This is a genomic window from Cupriavidus sp. 01L43 (assembly GCF_056399925.1).
The window spans coordinates 155,801-172,693 of sequence record NZ_JBFTSH010000003.1; the positions used below are offsets into that span (position 1 = coordinate 155,801).

14 protein-coding genes and 1 riboswitch are annotated in these 16,893 nt (G+C 69.2%); of the genes, 5 read left to right on the forward strand and 9 right to left on the reverse strand.

Annotated features, from left to right (window positions below; translation table 11 throughout):
- Positions 1 to 46: 46 nt before the first annotated feature.
- A complete protein-coding gene (thiD, locus tag AC1DP9_RS07620) occupies positions 47 to 886 on the forward strand; it encodes a bifunctional hydroxymethylpyrimidine kinase/phosphomethylpyrimidine kinase (protein WP_092291454.1) in 840 nt (279 codons plus the stop codon).
- A 9-nt stretch (positions 887 to 895) separates the two neighbouring features.
- The gene (locus AC1DP9_RS07625; RefSeq protein WP_092291452.1) at positions 896 to 1,312 is read left to right on the forward strand and encodes a PGDYG domain-containing protein; all 417 of its coding nucleotides are present in this window, start codon (positions 896 to 898) and stop codon (positions 1,310 to 1,312) included.
- On the opposite strand, the gene AC1DP9_RS07630 is transcribed toward AC1DP9_RS07625, so the two are convergent.
- The 6 genes from AC1DP9_RS07630 to thiC all read right to left on the reverse strand — a co-directional run bounded on the left by AC1DP9_RS07630 (position 1,309) and on the right by thiC (position 7,234).
- Positions 1,309 to 1,743 (reverse strand): PaaI family thioesterase, encoded by a 435-nt coding sequence (locus AC1DP9_RS07630; protein WP_092291450.1) that lies wholly within the window; start codon positions 1,741 to 1,743, stop codon positions 1,309 to 1,311. The genes AC1DP9_RS07625 and AC1DP9_RS07630 overlap by 4 nt on opposite strands.
- 110 nt (positions 1,744 to 1,853) lie before the next feature.
- A complete protein-coding gene (locus tag AC1DP9_RS07635; RefSeq protein WP_477106974.1) occupies positions 1,854 to 3,026 on the reverse strand; it encodes a thiamine phosphate synthase in 1,173 nt (390 codons plus the stop codon).
- On the reverse strand, positions 3,023 to 3,871 hold the full coding sequence (locus tag AC1DP9_RS07640) for a thiazole synthase (protein ID WP_092291446.1): 849 nt from the start codon (positions 3,869 to 3,871) through the stop codon (positions 3,023 to 3,025). The genes AC1DP9_RS07635 and AC1DP9_RS07640 overlap by 4 nt, the downstream gene beginning before the upstream one ends.
- Before the next feature lie 6 nt (positions 3,872 to 3,877).
- Entirely contained in the window at positions 3,878 to 4,075 is a 198-nt protein-coding gene (thiS, locus tag AC1DP9_RS07645) for a sulfur carrier protein ThiS (RefSeq protein ID WP_092291444.1), read from the reverse strand.
- A gap of 15 nt (positions 4,076 to 4,090) precedes the next feature.
- Positions 4,091 to 5,299: an FAD-dependent oxidoreductase gene (locus tag AC1DP9_RS07650; protein ID WP_454756747.1), complete on the reverse strand. Its 1,209-nt coding sequence runs from the start codon at positions 5,297 to 5,299 to the stop codon at positions 4,091 to 4,093.
- A 57-nt stretch (positions 5,300 to 5,356) separates the two neighbouring features.
- Positions 5,357 to 7,234: a phosphomethylpyrimidine synthase ThiC gene (gene thiC / locus AC1DP9_RS07655; RefSeq protein ID WP_092291440.1), complete on the reverse strand. Its 1,878-nt coding sequence runs from the start codon at positions 7,232 to 7,234 to the stop codon at positions 5,357 to 5,359.
- A gap of 104 nt (positions 7,235 to 7,338) precedes the next feature.
- Positions 7,339 to 7,440, reverse strand: a riboswitch (TPP riboswitch).
- Between the two features lie 234 nt (positions 7,441 to 7,674).
- Between thiC and AC1DP9_RS07660 the strand changes: the two genes are divergently transcribed.
- Both AC1DP9_RS07660 and AC1DP9_RS07665 read left to right on the forward strand, forming a co-directional pair.
- A complete protein-coding gene (locus AC1DP9_RS07660; protein WP_477106975.1) occupies positions 7,675 to 9,342 on the forward strand; it encodes an acyl-CoA dehydrogenase family protein in 1,668 nt (555 codons plus the stop codon).
- A gap of 175 nt (positions 9,343 to 9,517) precedes the next feature.
- Positions 9,518 to 11,059 carry a methyl-accepting chemotaxis protein gene (locus AC1DP9_RS07665; RefSeq protein ID WP_477106976.1) on the forward strand — a complete coding sequence of 514 codons (1,542 nt, stop codon included), beginning with the start codon at positions 9,518 to 9,520 and terminating at the stop codon, positions 11,057 to 11,059.
- 13 nt (positions 11,060 to 11,072) lie between these two features.
- Here the strand turns inward: AC1DP9_RS07665 and AC1DP9_RS07670 are convergent, their stop codons facing one another.
- Entirely contained in the window at positions 11,073 to 12,764 is a 1,692-nt protein-coding gene (locus tag AC1DP9_RS07670) for a GMC family oxidoreductase (RefSeq protein WP_441591411.1), read from the reverse strand.
- A 230-nt stretch (positions 12,765 to 12,994) separates the two neighbouring features.
- Here AC1DP9_RS07670 and AC1DP9_RS07675 point away from each other — a divergent pair, with 230 nt between their 5' ends.
- Positions 12,995 to 14,398, forward strand: a complete 1,404-nt coding sequence (locus AC1DP9_RS07675) for a coniferyl aldehyde dehydrogenase (RefSeq protein ID WP_477106977.1) — start codon at positions 12,995 to 12,997, stop codon at positions 14,396 to 14,398.
- Positions 14,399 to 14,429: 31 nt separating this feature from the next.
- Here the strand turns inward: AC1DP9_RS07675 and AC1DP9_RS07680 are convergent, their stop codons facing one another.
- Both AC1DP9_RS07680 and metK read right to left on the reverse strand, forming a co-directional pair.
- The gene (locus AC1DP9_RS07680; RefSeq protein WP_477106978.1) at positions 14,430 to 15,323 is read right to left on the reverse strand and encodes a Kdo hydroxylase family protein; all 894 of its coding nucleotides are present in this window, start codon (positions 15,321 to 15,323) and stop codon (positions 14,430 to 14,432) included.
- A 131-nt stretch (positions 15,324 to 15,454) separates the two neighbouring features.
- Complete coding sequence (gene metK / locus AC1DP9_RS07685; RefSeq protein WP_092291429.1) at positions 15,455 to 16,618, reverse strand: methionine adenosyltransferase; 1,164 nt, start codon at positions 16,616 to 16,618, stop codon at positions 15,455 to 15,457.
- Positions 16,619 to 16,893 lie beyond the last annotated feature (275 nt).

The following is a 16,893-nucleotide window of genomic DNA, read 5'->3' on the forward strand; positions in this document are numbered from 1 at the left end:
TCCCGTCTATTCCCCTTCCAGCCTCCCTGCCATCCTGCCCGCCCACATGCTTTCCACGCCACCCCGCACGCTGACCATCGCCGGTTCCGACTCCGGCGGCGGTGCCGGCATCCAGGCCGACCTGAAGACTTTCAGCGCACTCGGCTGCTTCGGCATGAGCGCGATTACCGCCATCACGGCGCAGAACACGCTCGGCGTGACCGGCGTGCACGCCATTCCGGCCGACATGGTGGCCGCCCAGATCGATGCCGTCGCCACGGACATCGGCGTGGACGCGGCCAAGACCGGCATGCTCGGCACGGCCGCCATCGTCGAGGCCGTGGCCGATGCGGTGGACCGCCACGGCATCCGCCAGCTGGTGGTGGACCCGGTGATGATTTCCACGTCTGGCGCCACGCTCTCGGACGACGCCACCAGCCAGGCCATGGTGCGGCTGCTGTTCCCGCGCGCGCTGGTGGTCACGCCCAACCTGCCGGAAGCCTCGTACCTGCTCGGCCGCCGCATCGCGCGCCGCGCGGACATGGAGACCGCTGCCGCCGACCTGCTCGCGCTAGGCTGCCAGGCCGTGCTGCTCAAGGGCGGCCATCTGGAAGATGATCGGGACGATGGCCCGCACGGCCGGGGGCTCGACGACCTGCTGATGCTGGCCGATGGCACGGTGCGCGTGTTCACCCATCCGCGCATCGACACGCCGAACCTGCACGGCACCGGTTGCACGCTGGCGGCCGCCATCGCCGCGCAACTGGCCCGTGGCGATGCGCTGGCCGACGCCATCAGCACCGCGCTGGACTACGTGGCGCAGGCCATCGCCGCCGGGGCCCGGCTGCGCATCGGGGCCGGCAACGGCCCGCTGAACCATGCCTTCGCGCCGCGCGCGCTGGGTTGAGGACCGACCATGCAGACATTGAGCGATATCGACCTGCGCACCGATCCGGCCGCGGCCCGCTATATCAAGGAGGAAGTGGTCCAGGTGACGTTTGCCGCAGAGCCCGGCGAGCTGGTGAGCCGGGAAGGCCCCAACCGCTACCAGCCCGGCGACGCCATCGTGACCGGCGCCACGGGCGACCGCTGGGTGGTCTCGCGCGACCGCTTCGACGCGCGCTACCTGCCGGTGGACGGCGGTGGCTGGCGCAACCGGCCGGTGCCGGTGCTGGCGAAGGAGATGACGGTGCCGTTCGCCATCGCGCGCTCGGCCGGCGGCGATGTGCTGACCGGCAAGGCCGGCGACTGGCTGATGCAATACGCGCCCGGCGACTATGGCATCACCGAGCGCGCGCGCTTCCTGGCGGTGTACCGCCGGATGGAGGATTAGTTGCCGCCGGCCAGCTGCACGAGCTTGAACGCGGCGCGGGCCACGCACACCACGGTGCCGGCCGCGTCACGCGCCTCGCCTTCGCAGAAGGCGATCTTGGCGCCGCGCCGGATGCAGCGCGACTCGAAGGTCAGTTCACCGCGCGCGGCGGCCAGGAAGTGCGTGGACATGTCGATGGTGATCACGCCCACGTCGAGCGGCGAGTAGGACCGCGCCGCGCCGCTGAGCGTGAAATCGAGCACGGCCATCAGCGTGCCCCCGTGCACATCGCCCCGGCTGTTCACGAGCGCCGGGTTGGCCGGCAGGCGCGTGCGGCACTTCCCCTCTTCCATATGTTCCGGCTGCAGGCCCAGATGCCGCATCAGCGGAATGTCGATGCCGAAATACGGCTTTTCCGGTGTGCCAGGGGCGACGGGCTTGATCTCGTTCACGGCTGTTTCCTCTCTGCTCCGGGTTCCGTATGGCGGAACCTCGATCCATTGTGTTCGGTGGAGCGGAGAGGATATGCGGATTTCAGGGGCCGTGCCAGCCGGCTGGGCGGTCAGCGCCCAAACAATGCGGTGAGCGAGGCCACCGCCGCCGGCACGTCGCTGGCCTCGGTCACCGCGCGCACCACGGCGGCGCTGCCGACGCCCACGTCGAGCACTTCGCGCAGATTGCTCCCGTTCACTCCGCCGATGCCCACCAGCGCGGGCACCACCGGCTGCATCAGCGCCACATAGGCCCGGAAGCGGCCCATGCCCTGCGGCGCGGTCGGCATGACCTTGGTCGTGGTCGGGAAGATCGCCCCGAGCGCCAGATAGCTGGGGCCGATGGCGGCCACACGCAGCATCTCGGCGTAGCCGTGGGTGGACACGCCCAGACGCAGCCCGGAGGCGCGAATCGCCTCGAGATCGGCCTCGTCGAGGTCTTCCTGCCCCAGGTGGATGCCGTAGATGCCGCTGTCGCCACCCATCGCCGCATGGTGGTCGAGCGCCACGCGCCAGTGATCGTTGATGAACAGGCGCGATGCCTGCCCCTTGGCGGCCTTGGCGGCGCGGGCCACTTCGGCCTTGACCGCCGCCGCGTCGTCCGACTTGAAACGCAACTGCACGGTCGGCACGGCCAGCGGCACCAGCCGCTCGATCCACTCCGCGCTCGGCACTACCGCGTACAGGCCGAGGTCCGGCGGGCACGGCGCGAAGGGCTTGGGCGATGCGTTGGGCGATGCGTTGGGCGATGCGTCGGGCGAGGCCAGCGCGGCGTGGCGCACGCGTGGGAAGCGGGCGAAATCGGTCGGCCAGTCCTGGCGGCCCGGCTGCCACGCGCGGGCGATGCACAGCGCGTCGTGGGCCGGGAAGTGCAGCGCCAGCGCCGCCAGCAGCACGGCCACGAAGGCTGGCGGGTGCGGCGTGTCGCCATCGTTGTCATCGGCCTGGGCGGGGGCATCCAGCACCCAGGTGCCCATCGGCGAACGCACGGTGTCGATCCAGCGGCCGCCCTCGCGGTCGGTCTCGATCAGCACCGCGCCGGCTGCGGTCAATTCGGCGATGGCGTCCGCCGTGGCTTCGCCATCGGCCAGCACGACGTCGTGGCGGCGCGGCGCGGCCGGGGCGTTGGCCAGTGGCCATGCACGCCACGGGGCGTCGTCATGGCCGAAGGTGGCGCCAAAGCGGGAAATCAGGGTGTCGAACAGCGCGGAGTCGATGGCCGCGGCCACGCCGGGGCGCGTCATGCGCGGTCCTCCGCGCCTTCGGCGTGCCAGAACGGCATGCCGACCACCGGCGTGCTGGCCTGCGCCACGTCGCGCTCGGGCATCGGCCCGGCCAGATAGGCGGTACGGCCGGCCTCCACGGCCAGCGCGAACGCGCGGGCCATGTTCACCGGGTAAGCGGACTGTGCGACGGCGGTGTTCAGCAGCACGCCGTCATAGCCCCACTCCAGCACCTGCGCCGCATGCGACGGCAGGCCCAGCCCGGCATCGACGATCAGCGGCGTGTCCGGCAGGCGGTCGCGCAGCGTGCGCATGGCCAGCGGATTGGCGGCGCCCCGGCCCGTGCCGATCGGCGCAGCCCACGGCATCAGCGCCTGGCAGCCCACGTCCAGCAGGCGGCGGCACAGCACCAGATCCTCGGTGCAGTACGGCAGCACCTTGAAACCTTCCTTGATCAGCGTCTCGGCCACGGCGGGCATGTTCAGCGTGTCCGGCTGAAGCGTGTAGTCGTCGCCGATCAGTTCCAGCTTGATCCAGTCGGTCTCGAAGACCTCGCGCGCCATCATCGCCGTGGTGATGACTTCCTGCGCCGTGAAGCAGCCGGCGGTGTTCGGCAGCACCGGCACGCCCAGATCGCGCAGCATCTGCCAGAACGCCTGGCCGCCGAGCGTCTGGCCATCACCGCCGCCCACCGCGCTCTGGCGGCGCAGCGCCACGGTGATCATGGCGGGACGGCTGGCTTCCACGGCCGCCTGCAGCGTGGCCGGCGACGGATAACGCGCGGTGCCGAGCAGCAGGCGCGAGGCGAAGGATTCGCCATAGAGCACGAACGGGTCGCGCAGGGTTTCAGCGGGTTCGAAAGTCATGATGGATCAGCCTCCCGTCACGGGTTGCACGAGGTCGATGTGGTCGCCCGCCGCAAGCGGCGTGGCGGCATGGGCGGTGCGCGGCACGAACTGGCCGTTGACCGCCGCGGCGAACGGGGGCGCGATGGCAGCCGCTGTCACCGCGTCCGCCAGCGTGGCGGCCTCGGGCAGGTTCAGCAGCTTGCCGTTGAGCATAATTTCCATGATCTGGGCGGGTTCCTAATGCAGCAGGCTGCCCAATCCGGGCACCGCCGTGCCGCGCACGTGGGCGGGCTCCTCGACGGACTGGATCAGGCCCGGCCAGCGCAGCGACGCCGGCACCGCGTGCGCGGCGGGGTCGCCGGCCAGCAACGCGCGCACCACGGCGCAGGCGGCCTCGGTCACGGCCGGCGCAATCAGCCAGCCATGCCGGTACAAGCCATTCACACGCACCACGCGCGCCTGCTGGTCCACGCGGATCGCCGGCAGGTGGTCCGGCCGCGTGGGCCGGCGCTGCACGTTCAGCTCCAGCACGCGGGCCTCGCCGAACGCGGGGTGCAGCGAGTGCGCCGCCGAGAGCAGTTCCAGCGCAGAACGCACGCTCATCGGCGAGTCGTCCTCGCTCTCGATTTCGGTCGCGCCGATCACGTACAGGTCGTTCGGCTTGGGCGCGATATAGATGGGGTAGCGCGGATGCAGCAGGCGGATGGGCCGATGCAGCTTCACGTCGGGCGCGTGCACGCGCACCACCTCGCCGCGCAGGCCGCGCAGGCCGGGCTTGACCACGCCGGGCTCGGCCGTGGGATCGCACCACGCGTCTCGCGCGCCCAGGCCGCGGCAGTCCAGCACCACGTTGGCGCGGATGTCGAACTGGGGCAGCAGGTCGATATCGACATCGCCAGCCTCCCAGATGCAATGCACGCCTTCCTTGACCGCGCAGTCGAGCAGCGCGCGCAGCGCGCCACGGTTGTCCAGCTGGCCTTCGCCCTTGAGCAGCAGGCCCTGCGGGAAGCGCCCGGCCAGCTCCGGCTCCACGGCAGCCACGCCGGCGCCGTCGAGCACGGCCAGCCGCTCCCGCACCAGTTCCGGCGGCGCCACGGCGCGCATACGGCCCGTGAACAGCGACACCTCGCTGCGGTCCCGCGCGTGCCAGACCACCAGCGTGCCGTCTTCCTGGAAGAACACGGGCTCGGGCAATTCCTGGATCCAGGCACGCCACAGGTCAACGCTGGCCATGCCGAGATCGACGATACGCCGCTCCGCGATGGCCGACTCGGCCAGCGGGGCAAGCATGGCGGCGGCCACATGGGCGGCCGCGCCGGTGCCGTCGGGGCCGCCACGCTCGACCAGCGCCACGCGGGCACCGGCACGCACCAGCAGCCAGGCGCACAAACGCCCGGCCAGGCCGGCGCCAAGAATGGCGACATCGAAGGACTTTACTGCTGTCATGGGTGTATTCGCCGCGGGCGCCCGGGTGGGGGTGGCGCCGCGCGGTCTCCAGTTGAATTACGAGTAAATCTTCGAGCCGGACTTCACGAACTCGATCGATTTCTCCTCCATGCCGCGCTCGGCTGCGGGCAGCGATGCCGCGTAGTCGCGCACTTCCTGGGTGATCTTCATCGAGCAGAACTTCGGGCCGCACATCGAGCAGAAATGCGCGATCTTGGCGCCCTCGGCCGGCAGCGTGGCATCGTGGAACGAGCGCGCGCGCTCCGGATCGAGGCCCAGGTTGAACTGGTCTTCCCAGCGGAACTCGAAGCGGGCCTTGGACAGCGCATTATCGCGCAGCTGCGCGCCCGGCCAGCCCTTGGCGAGGTCGGCGGCGTGGGCGGCAATCTTGTACGTGATGATGCCCTCGCGCACGTCTTCCTTGTCCGGCAACCCCAGGTGCTCCTTGGGCGTGACGTAGCACAGCATGGCCGTGCCCATCCAGCCGATATTGGCCGCACCGATGCCGCTGGTGATGTGGTCGTAGCCGGGGGCGATGTCCGTCACCAGCGGTCCGAGGGTGTAGAACGGGGCCTCGTAGCAGTGCTTGAGTTCCTCGTCCATATTGGCCTGGATGCGCTGGAGCGGCACGTGGCCCGGGCCTTCGATCATCACCTGCACGTCATGCTCCCACGCCTTGGCGGTCAGCTCGCCCAGGGTGCGCAGTTCGCCGAACTGGGCGTCGTCGTTGGAGTCCGCGATGCAACCCGGACGCAGGCCGTCGCCGAGGCTGAACGACACGTCGTAGGCCTTCATGATTTCGCAGATCTCGTCGAAGTGCGTGTACAGGAAGTTTTCCTTGTGGTGCGCCAGGCACCACTTGGCCATGATCGAGCCACCGCGCGAGACGATGCCCGTCACGCGGTCGGCCGTCATCGGCACGTAGCGCAGCAGCACGCCGGCGTGGATCGTGAAGTAGTCCACGCCCTGCTCGGCCTGCTCGATCAGCGTGTCGCGGAACATCTCCCAGGTCAGGTCCTCGGCGATGCCGCCGGTCTTGTCCAGCGCCTGGTAGATCGGCACCGTGCCGATGGGCACCGGCGAGTTGCGCAGGATCCACTCGCGCGTCTCGTGGATGTGCTTGCCGGTGGACAGATCCATGATGGTGTCAGCGCCCCAGCGGATCGACCAGACCATCTTTTCCACTTCCTCGGCCAGCGAGGAGGTCACGGCCGAATTGCCGAGGTTGCCGTTGATCTTGACGCGGAAGTTGCGGCCGATGGCCATCGGCTCCAGTTCCGTGTGGTTGATGTTGGCGGGGATGATGGCGCGGCCGGCGGCGATTTCCTTGCGCACGAACTCCGGGGTCATGTCCTCGGGGCGCAGCGGCAGGTTCGCGCCGAGCGCGTTGCCCGGATGCTGGCGCAGCAGGGCCTTGTACTCGGGCTTGTCGTAGAGCGCCTGGAGGTTCAGCGACTCGCGCAGCGCCACGTATTCCATTTCCGCCGTGATGATGCCCTGGCGCGCGTAGTGCATCTGCGACACATTGGCACCCGCCTTGGCACGGCGCGGGTTGGTCAGCTGGGCAAAGCGCAGGTGCGCCGTGGCCGGGTCATTGGCGCGGTCGCGGCCATATTCGGACGACAGGCCCGACAGCACCTCGGTGTCGCCGCGCTCCTCGATCCAGCGGGTGCGCACGCCGGGCAGGCCGGACTTCAGGTCGATATGGATGTCCGGGTCGCTGTACGGGCCCGAAGTGTCGTAGACGGGGATCGGCGGATTCGCCATCTCGCCCTTGTCGGTGCGCGTGGACGTCTGCAGGATCGTGCGCAGCGGCACGCGCAGGTCCGGACGGCTGCCGGTCAGGTAGGTCTTGCTGGAAGCCGGGTAGGCGAATTTCTGGTCGAGATCGCTCTCGAGCGATTCAAACGATGCGGCGGGGGCAGTGCGGGCCATGGGTGTCGTCCTCTCTCTTGCGGGGGATGGACGAAACCAGGAGCCCTGTGAGCCCGCTGCGCGGCAGAGCCGGCGGCGAGGTCCCGTTGCGGGACAGGAGCTGTTCGGTATTCAGTGAAACTTCCCACGCCGGTACTAGCCGGATCGGGTTCGAAGGGACTCTCTCAGCCGCACGGCCCATCCGTACGGCACCCCTGTTTCATCCAACGGGGTGAATTTAAGCACAAGCCCCCGCCCGGCGCCACCCGGAATTTCGTTGCGACTGCCGTGCATGATGGTATCGACTGGGTATCGACTGACCAATGCTGCGCTGCACGATGGCCGACGATGTGGACGTCCCAGCGCATTTGCCCGGGGAATGCGCGCGTTTCCCGAACGCGGCAGTTGCCGTACCATCGGCCGTACCATCGACGCAGCCCGCCCCATCTCCAGGAGCCGCCATGTCCGATTCCAGCGCAGCGACCCACGCCGTGTTCAATCAGGTGCCGGACCTCGCCGGCTACAACCTGTTCGAGACCGACCCCGGCCTGCGGGCCGCGCTGGAACGGCTCGGTGGCGGATGGCACGCCGGCGCGCTCGGGGCTTTCGGCGCCCGGCTTGGCGAACCCGAGGTGCAGGCCTGGGCCGCCGACGCCAACCGCCTGACGCCGGAACTCCACACCCACAGCCGCACCGGCGAGCGCATCGACGCGGTGACCTTCCACCCGTCCTGGCACGCCCTGCTCGGGCTGCTGCGCGGCCAGCAGTTGCAGGCGCTGCCCTTCGCCCAGCCGCGCCCCGGCGCCTGGGCCGCGCGCACGGCCGGCTACTTCCTCCAGGCCCAGGTGGAGTCGGGCTCGCTATGCCCCACCACCATGACGCTGGCCAGCATTCCGGTGCTGCGCAAGGAACCCGCGCTGTTCCGCGACCTCGAACCCCGGCTCTACGCCGCCGAGCACGACGCCCGCGACCTGCCCTGGCGCGACAAGACCGCCGTGATGATCGGCATGGGCATGACCGAGAAGCAGGGCGGCTCCGACGTACGCGCCAACACCACCGTCGCCCTGCCCATGCGCGGCGAGGGCCGGGGCGCCGAATACGCGCTGACGGGCCACAAGTGGTTTTTCTCCGCGCCGATGTGCGACGCCCATCTGGTCGTGGCGCGCATGGGTGGCCCCGAGGGGCCGCTCTCGTGCTTCTTCGTGCCACGCTTCCGTGACGATGGCAGCAAGAACCCGATCGAAATCCAGCGCCTCAAGGACAAGCTCGGCAACCGCTCCAACGCGAGCAGCGAGGTCGAGTTCCGGGGCGCCACGGGCATCCTGATCGGCGAGGAAGGCCGCGGCATCCCCACCATCATCGAGATGGCCACCAACACCCGGCTCGACTGCGTGATCGGCAGCGCGGCCCTGCTGCGCGCGGCGCTGGTGCAGTCGCTCCATCACGCGCGCCACCGCATGGCGTTCGGCAAGCTGCTGGCCGACCAGCCGCTGATGCGCAACGTGCTGGCCGACCTCGCCCTGGAGTCCGAGGCCGCCACGCAGATGATGATGGCCCTCGCCCATGCCTTCGAGCATGCCGAAGACGACCCGCTCGCCGCCGCGTGGAAGCGCGTGGTCACGCCGGCCGCCAAGTTCTGGATCTGCAAACGTGCGCTGGAAGCCACTGGTGAGGCCATGGAGGTCTGGGGCGGCAACGGCTATGTCGAGGAAGGCCCGATGGCGCGGCTCTACCGCGAGGCGCCGGTCAATTCGATCTGGGAAGGCTCGGGCAACGTGATGTGCCTGGACGTGCTGCGCGCCCTGCAACGCAATCCCGACGATGGCGCGCGCGTGCTGCAGGACCTCGCCCGCCTCTCCCATGGCCATGCGGCGGTGCGTGCCGAGTTGGCCTCGCTGCAGGGCATGCTGCGCGAGCCTGCCGATCAACTCGAAGCGAGCGCGCGCCGCTTCGCACAGGGGCTGGTGCTGACCGCGCAGGCGGCGCTGATGATCGCCCATGCGGACCCGGAATCGGCCGAACTGTTCGTCGCCAGCCGGCTCGGGCGGCAGCACGGGCGCGTGTTCGGCACGTTGGATGCCGATCCCGTCACATTGCAGCGCGTGGCGGATCGGGCGCGGCCGGCTTGATGGCGGAGCTGCCCGTTTTTGTCCGGAAATCGCACTAGAAAATGGCGCAGCGCATCAAAAGCCGCTTCAGGGGTAGCGAGGGGCGCCGTAAACGTTGAGGCGACGGGCTACGAGCCTGCCTGCATTCCAGTCGCCACTCCGAGCACTGCGACAAAGCATGTGCCGTCCACACCCCATGAATATCAGTCAACGCCTGCTTCTCACGCTGTCCCTCGCCGTGTTCGCCCTTATATCTGTCGGCTTCGGCGGCATCTGGCAACTCAACCGATCCGAAGACCGCCTCGAATATTTCAACGACAACACGCTCGCCAGCGTACGGCACCTGAACGGCGTCTATGACGCCGTGGCGTCGATGCGCGTGTTGCTGCATCGCCACGCGATGACCGACGACAACGTCGCCAAGCAAGAGGCCGAGGTCTCGCTCGACAAGGCCAGCAAACGTTTCGACGAACTCATCGCCACCTATGAGCGCGAAGACATCTCCGACGACGCCGACCGCAAGCTGCTGGAGGCGGACCGCGAGGCCGCGAAACAGTATCGTGCCGAATTCGCCACTTTCCTCGATCGCTCCAATAACAACGACTACGCGGCCACGCAGAAGATGCTGACCGACGGCACGCTGAATGCGTCGTATCGGGCACTTCGTAAGGCTATCGACACGCACGTCGAATACAACACCAAGATGGGCGACGCCGCCGTGGCCGAGAACAAGGCCCAGCACACCCACGTGGTGCGGCTGTTCCTGCTCGTCATCGCGCTCGTGGTGGGCATCATCGTCTTCATGGCCGTGTCGCTCTATCGGCGCATCAAGCACAGCCTGGCCGACATCCAGGGCACGCTCGAGCATGTGAGCCAGACGCTGGACCTCGACCATCGCGCGCCGGTGGCGCGGATGGACGAGATCGGCCAGACCGCGCACGCCTTCAACGCGCTGATCGAGCGCGTGGCGCAGACCCTGCGCGAGGTGCGCCAGTCCACCGATTCGGTCGGCGTGGCCGCCGGGCAGATCGCGGCCGGCAATGTGGACCTGTCGTCGCGCACCGAGCAGCAGGCGGCGTCGCTCGAGGAAACCGCGTCGAGCATGGAAGAACTGACCACCACCGTGCGCCAGAACGCTGAAAACGCGCGCCAGGCCAGCTCGCTGGCGGCCAACGCCGCCGAGGTGGCCGACGCCGGCAACCAGGCCGTGCAGCAGATGGTGGACACGATGGGCGCCATCAGCGGCAGCTCCGAGCGCATCGCCGAGATCACCAACCTGATCGAAGGCATCGCCTTCCAGACCAACATCCTCGCGCTGAACGCCGCCGTGGAAGCCGCCCGCGCCGGCGAGCAGGGCCGTGGCTTCGCGGTCGTGGCCGGCGAGGTGCGCAGCCTGGCGCAGCGCTCGTCCAGCGCCGCCAAGGAAATCAAGGAGTTGATCGAGGCCTCGGTGAACACCGTGCGCACCGGCTCGACCCAGGCCCACGGCGTGGGCGGCACGATGACCGAGATCCGCCAGGCCGTGAAGCGCGTGTCGGACATCATCTCGGAGATCGCCGCTGCCTCGCAGGAGCAGAGCGCCGGCATCGAACAGGTCGGCCACGCGGTGGGCCAGATGGATCAGGTCACGCAGCAGAACGCCGCGCTGGTCGAGGAAGCCGCCGCCGCCGCCCAGTCCCTGGACGAGCAGGCCGGCAAGCTGCGCGACTGCGTGGGGCAGTTCCGGATGGCCGGCTGAAGTTCGACCGGCTTCAGTCCGCCGCCACGCCAGCGACCGACTCGCGGATACGCAGCGTCACGCGCGGCGCGTAGCGGATCAGGTCGTGCGCGCGCTCGCCGATCATGATGGCGGGCGCGTTGGTATTACCGCCGACCAGCGTCGGCATGATCGACGCATCGACCACGCGCAGCCCCTCCACGCCGCGCACCCGTAGCTGCGGGTCCACCACCGCCAGCGGGTCCATGCCCATGCGGCAGGTGCCCACGGGGTGGTAGATCGTGTCCGCCTGGCGGCGGATCAGCGCGCGCACGGCGTCATCGTCGCTGCCATCGAGCCGCAGGTCCGCCGAATACAGCTCCCGGCCGCCAAACGCGGCCAGCGGGGGCTGGTCGAAAATGGCGCGCACGATGCGCAGCCCGGTGACCATCCCTTCCATGTCTTGTGGATCGGACAAGTAGCGCGGATCGATGGCCGGCGCCTCGCGCATATCCGCCGACACCAGCCGCACCACGCCCCGGCTGCGCGGGCGCAGCAGGCAGACATGGCAGGAATAGCCATGCCCACGATTGACGCGGCGCATGTGGTTGTCCGCCATCCCCACCACGAAATGCAGTTGCAGGTCCGGCTCGTCGAGGTCCGGGCGGCTGCGCACGAAGGCGCCCGCCTCGGCGAAATTCGACGTCATCATGCCGGCGTTCTCGCGGCGGTAGCGCCGCATCTCGGCCAGCAGCCGCCAGGCCCCGGCCAGCGAGATCCCGAACAGCGCCGTGGCCGCCACGCGCTTGTGCAGGATGATGTCGAGATGGTCCTGGAGGTTCTCGCCCACGCCGGGCAGGTCGTGCACCACGGCCACGCCGTGCCCGCGCAGGTGCGCCGCCGGGCCGATGCCGGACGCCATCAGCAACTGCGGCGAGCCGAACGTGCCGGCGCTGACGATGACCTCGCGGCGCGCGCGCAGCACCACTTCCACCCCATCGCGCCGGGCCAGCACGCCCACCGCGCGGCGCCCTTCGAACAGGATCCGCAGCACCTGCGTGCCGGTCAGCACATGCAGGTGCGAGCGCCCGCCGTTGCAGGCGCGGTCGCGCACGTTGCCGCCGTGCAGGTAGGCGCGCGCGGCGTTCCAGCGCTCGCCGTTGTGCTGGGTCACCTGGTACCAGCCGGCGCCCTCCTGCTCGTCGCCATTGAAATCGTCATTGCGGGGCAGGCCGGCCAGTTCGGCGGCATCGAGGAAATGCTGGCCGAACGGGTTGGGCGAACAGAGGTCGCTGACGTGCAGGGGGCCGGTGCCGCCGTGCAGTGGATCGTCGTCGTGGCCGGCCACGCGGGCGTTGCATTCGGCGCGGCGGAAAACGGGCAGGACGTCATCCCACGACCAGCCGTCGCAGCCGGCGGCGGCCCAGCCGTCGTAGTCAGCCGGGCGGCCCCGCATATAGATCATGGCGTTGATCGACGATGACCCACCCAGGCCCCGGCCGCGTGGCTGGTAGCCGCACCGGCCGTCCAGCGCGGCCTGCGGCACGGTCTCGTAGCCGTAGTTGCGGCGGCCGGCGCGCGGCAGCATCGCACCGCAGCCGGCGGGTGTGCGCACCAGCACATGGTGATCGTGGCCGCCGGTTTCGATCAGGCCGATGGAGTCGGTGCCGCTGTCGGCCAGCCGGCCGGCGAGCGCGCAGCCGGCCGAGCCGGCCCCCACGACGAGATAGTCAAAGATCGCTTCCATCTGTCTCCTCGCCTGCCTGTGTCCCCGGGCCACCGCGAAAATCCAGTGTAGGCGCTGGGGCCGGCGGAATGAAGCCGGGCGACTACCGGCAAAAGACCGCGGCCGGTGCACGCTGCGTTTGGGGGCCGTCCTCCATTGCGGGAACGGGGCGGCTGGCTTATGGTGCGCGATGGTGCGCGGGCCTTGCGCCCTTCCCATGCAGCCCCCTCGGACAGCCAGGAGACCGCCAGATGAGAGAAGTTCCCGCCATGTCATCGGTGTTCGACGCCATGCGCGCGGCGTCGCGGCACGACCAGACCCCGCCGTGGGATATCCGCGCGGACCGCCTGCGCCGGCTGCGGCAGCTGGTGAAGACCCACCACGACGCCATCGCCGCCGCCATCAGCGCCGACTTCACCAACCGGCCGCCGCAGGAAACCGCGCTGCTGGAGGTGTTCCCGAGCCTGGCGGGTATCGATGACGCACTGCGGCACGGCCGGCGCTGGATGCGCGAGCGCCGCGCCCGCACCGGCCTGTGGTTCCTGCCGGGGCGCTCGCGCCTGATGCCGCAGCCGCTGGGCGTGGTGGGCGTGGTGGTGCCGTGGAACTATCCGCTCTACCTGACCGTGGGGCCGCTCACCGGCGCGCTGGTGGCCGGCAACCGGGCCATGGTCAAGCTGTCCGAATACACGCCGCGGTTCTCGGCCCTGTTCGCCCAACTGGTGCAGGCCACCTTCGCGCCGGATGAGGTGTCGGTCATCAACGGCGATGCCGAGGTAGCCGCCACCTTCAGCGCCCTGCCGTTCGACCACCTGCTGTTCACCGGCTCGACCCACGTCGGCCATCACGTGATGCGCGCCGCCGCCGCCAACCTGACGCCGGTGACGCTGGAGCTGGGCGGGAAGTCGCCGGCCATCATCGGCCCCCATGCCGATTTCGACCACGCCGTGGAGCGCATCGTGGTGGGCAAGCTGCTCAACGCCGGCCAGACCTGCATCGCCCCGGACTACGTGCTGGTGCCCGAGGACCAGCGCGACCGCTTTGCCGAGGCCGCGCGCCGCTGCGTGAACCGCCTCTATCCGGACCTCGCCCGCAACCCCGACTACACCAGCATCATCAGCCCGCGCCACTTTGGCCGGCTGGTGTCGATGATCGACGCTGCGCGCGCGGCTGGCGCCGGCGTGGTGCCGCTGACCGATGCCACGCCGGACGCCGACGCGCGCCGCCTGCCGCCCGTGCTGCTGACGGACGTGCCCGGCGATGTGATGGCGATGCAGGAGGAGATTTTCGGGCCGGTGCTGCCCGTGGTGACCTATCGCACCGTGGACGAGGCCATCGGCTTCGTCAATGCGCGGCCCCGGCCGCTGGCGCTCTATCTGTTCGACCGTCGCCGCGACGTGGTGGACCACGTGATGCGCCAGACCGTGGCCGGCGGCGTCACCATTAACGACACCCTGTTCCACATCGCCCAGGACGACCTGCCCTTCGGCGGCGTGGGCCCGAGCGGCATGGGCGTGTACCACGGCCGGGCCGGCTTCGAGACGTTCTCCAAGCTCAAGCCGGTGTTCCATCAGGCCGGGCTGAACGGCGCCGGCCTGCTGCGGCCGCCTTACGGCAAGCGTTTCGCGTCGATGCTGAAGCTGTTGCTGCGCTGAATCGGGTCCGCTCGGGGACGATCGGCGGCGCTCAGGCCGCCAGCATCGGCTTGCCGAGCATGCGCGACAGCACCGCCTCGGGCGAGTGGGTGTGGTCGCTGATGGCTGCCGGGTCGAGGTAGATGGTCTGCTCCATCATCGCCCGGCCGCGCATGGCGGCGTGGAGCAGCTGGTCGCTGAACACGATCCAGGTCGCACCGGGCGGGAACTGGAACTCCTGCTGCGGCACGGTCTTCTGGTAGTCCAGGTCGGCCTTGGCCAGGTCGTGCAGCTGGAGCATGCGGTGGTCGTACTCGGACCGCGTGCGCTTGGTGATGTGAAGCTGCTTCATCAGCCACGCCTGCCCCGGCCACATGCCATGCGTTTTCGGCACGAAGCGGGCGGCGAAATCCGCGAACGGCTCGCCCACGCGCCACACACGCGGCGCGGCGGGGTCGATGTTGTGGAACACGCGCAGCAGGCGCTTGCCCAGCATCGGATTGGACGGAAACGAGTCCACGTGCAGGCGGGTGTCGTCCTTGCGCCAGCTCACCGGGCGGCCGGCGATCTCGCTGGGCCGCAGCGACGTGCCTGCGCGCGTCATATGCGTCACATATTCGGGGAACAGCGTGTGGATCAGCGTCTCGCTGGAATCCGCATAGCGGCGGATCAGCGCGTAGAGATCGGCCAGATCCTGCTCACTGCCCGCGGCGCCGCGCACGCCGCGGTCATCGGCGCGGAGGTTGATGTTCTTCGACTTGCCATCGGACCAGCGGGCATCCAGGAAGCGCTCCTCGCCCGGCTGGAAGCGGAAATTCAGGTTCGGGAAGTACAGCACGGCGCCCTGCTCGAGCTGGCGGCGCAGGTCGGCGCGCACCTCGGGGGTGACGTCGGGCGCCCATTCGGTATAGGGCTGCGTGCGGATCAGGTTCAGCGGCGTCGTCATGGTCTTGGCGTGGAGGTCCGGTTGAGCGGGATTCTACTCCGCGCCGCAGCGGGTGCCACGTGGCGCCCAGATAACAAAAAACCCCGCGGGTCCCGAAGGACCGGCGGGGTTCCTGACTGCCGGACGGCCGATTACAGGCCGGCGGCGGCGCGCAGCACGGCGGCCTTGTCGGTGGCTTCCCACGAGAACTCCGGCTCCTCGCGGCCAAAGTGGCCGTAGGCGGCGCTCTTCTCGTAGATCGGGCGCAGCAGGTCCAGCATCTGGACGATGCCCTTCGGGCGCAGGTCGAAATGCTCCTGCACCAGTTCGGCGATCTTCTCGTCCGAGATCTTGCCGGTGCCTTCCGTGTACACGGTCACGTTGATCGGGCGGGCCACGCCGATGGCGTAACTGACCTGCACCTGGCACTGGCGCGCCAGGCCGGCGGCGACCACGTTCTTGGCCACGTAGCGGGCGGCGTAGGCGGCCGAGCGGTCCACCTTCGACGGGTCCTTGCCCGAGAACGCGCCGCCACCGTGCGGCGAGGCGCCGCCGTAGGTGTCGACGATGATCTTGCGGCCGGTCAGGCCGCAGTCGCCCTGCGGGCCGCCAATCACGAAGCGGCCGGTCGGGTTGACCAGGTACTTGGTGTCCTTGAGCATCGCGGCCGGCAGCACCGGCTTGATGATTTCCTCGATCACGGCTTCGCGGATCTGGGCCTGGGTGATGTCCGGGGCGTGCTGGGTGGACAGCACGACGGTATCCACGCTGTGCGGGCGGCCGTCGAGGTAGCGCACGGTGACCTGCGACTTGGCGTCCGGGCGCAGCCAGGACAGGCGGCCGTCACGGCGCAGCTGCGACTGGCGCTCCACCAGACGGTGTGCGTAGTAGATCGGGAACGGCATCAGTTCGGGCGTCTCATCGCACGCGTAGCCGAACATCAGGCCCTGGTCGCCAGCACCCTGGTTCAGGTAGTCGTCCGAGGCGCGGTCCACGCCCTGGGCGATGTCCGGCGACTGCTTGTCGTACGCCACCAGCACGGCACAACCCTTGTAGTCGATGCCGTAGTCGGTGTTGTCGTAGCCGATGCGCTTGATGGTGTCGCGGGCGACCTGGATGTAGTCCACGTTGGCCGTGGTGGTAATTTCACCGGCCAGCACCACCAGACCGGTGTTGCAGAGCGTCTCGGCCGCCACGCGGGCGTACTTGTCCTGGGCCAGGATGGCGTCCAGGACGGCGTCCGAGATCTGGTCAGCAACTTTATCGGGATGGCCTTCGGAGACAGATTCCGAAGTGAACAGGAAGTCGTTTGCCACGAGCTTGTTTCTCCAAGGTTAGCCAAGATTGGCTGTGAGTCGGCTATTGCGTGCCACCCTCGGGAAACGATGCGGCGACGCTTTAGCGGTATTTTCAGACCGCTCTGGAGAGAGCGGCATCGCCCCGCAAGTTGTCAGTTAACTCGGCGATACAGGCTATTATACGCGCCTGCCGCGTGCGCTGCAGTACTCCGGCGCGGCGCGCCGCACAGTGCACCGCGCGCACGGAGGCAGCAGGACGTGTAGCCGGTACGATACCGTGCCTGCCTCGCGCG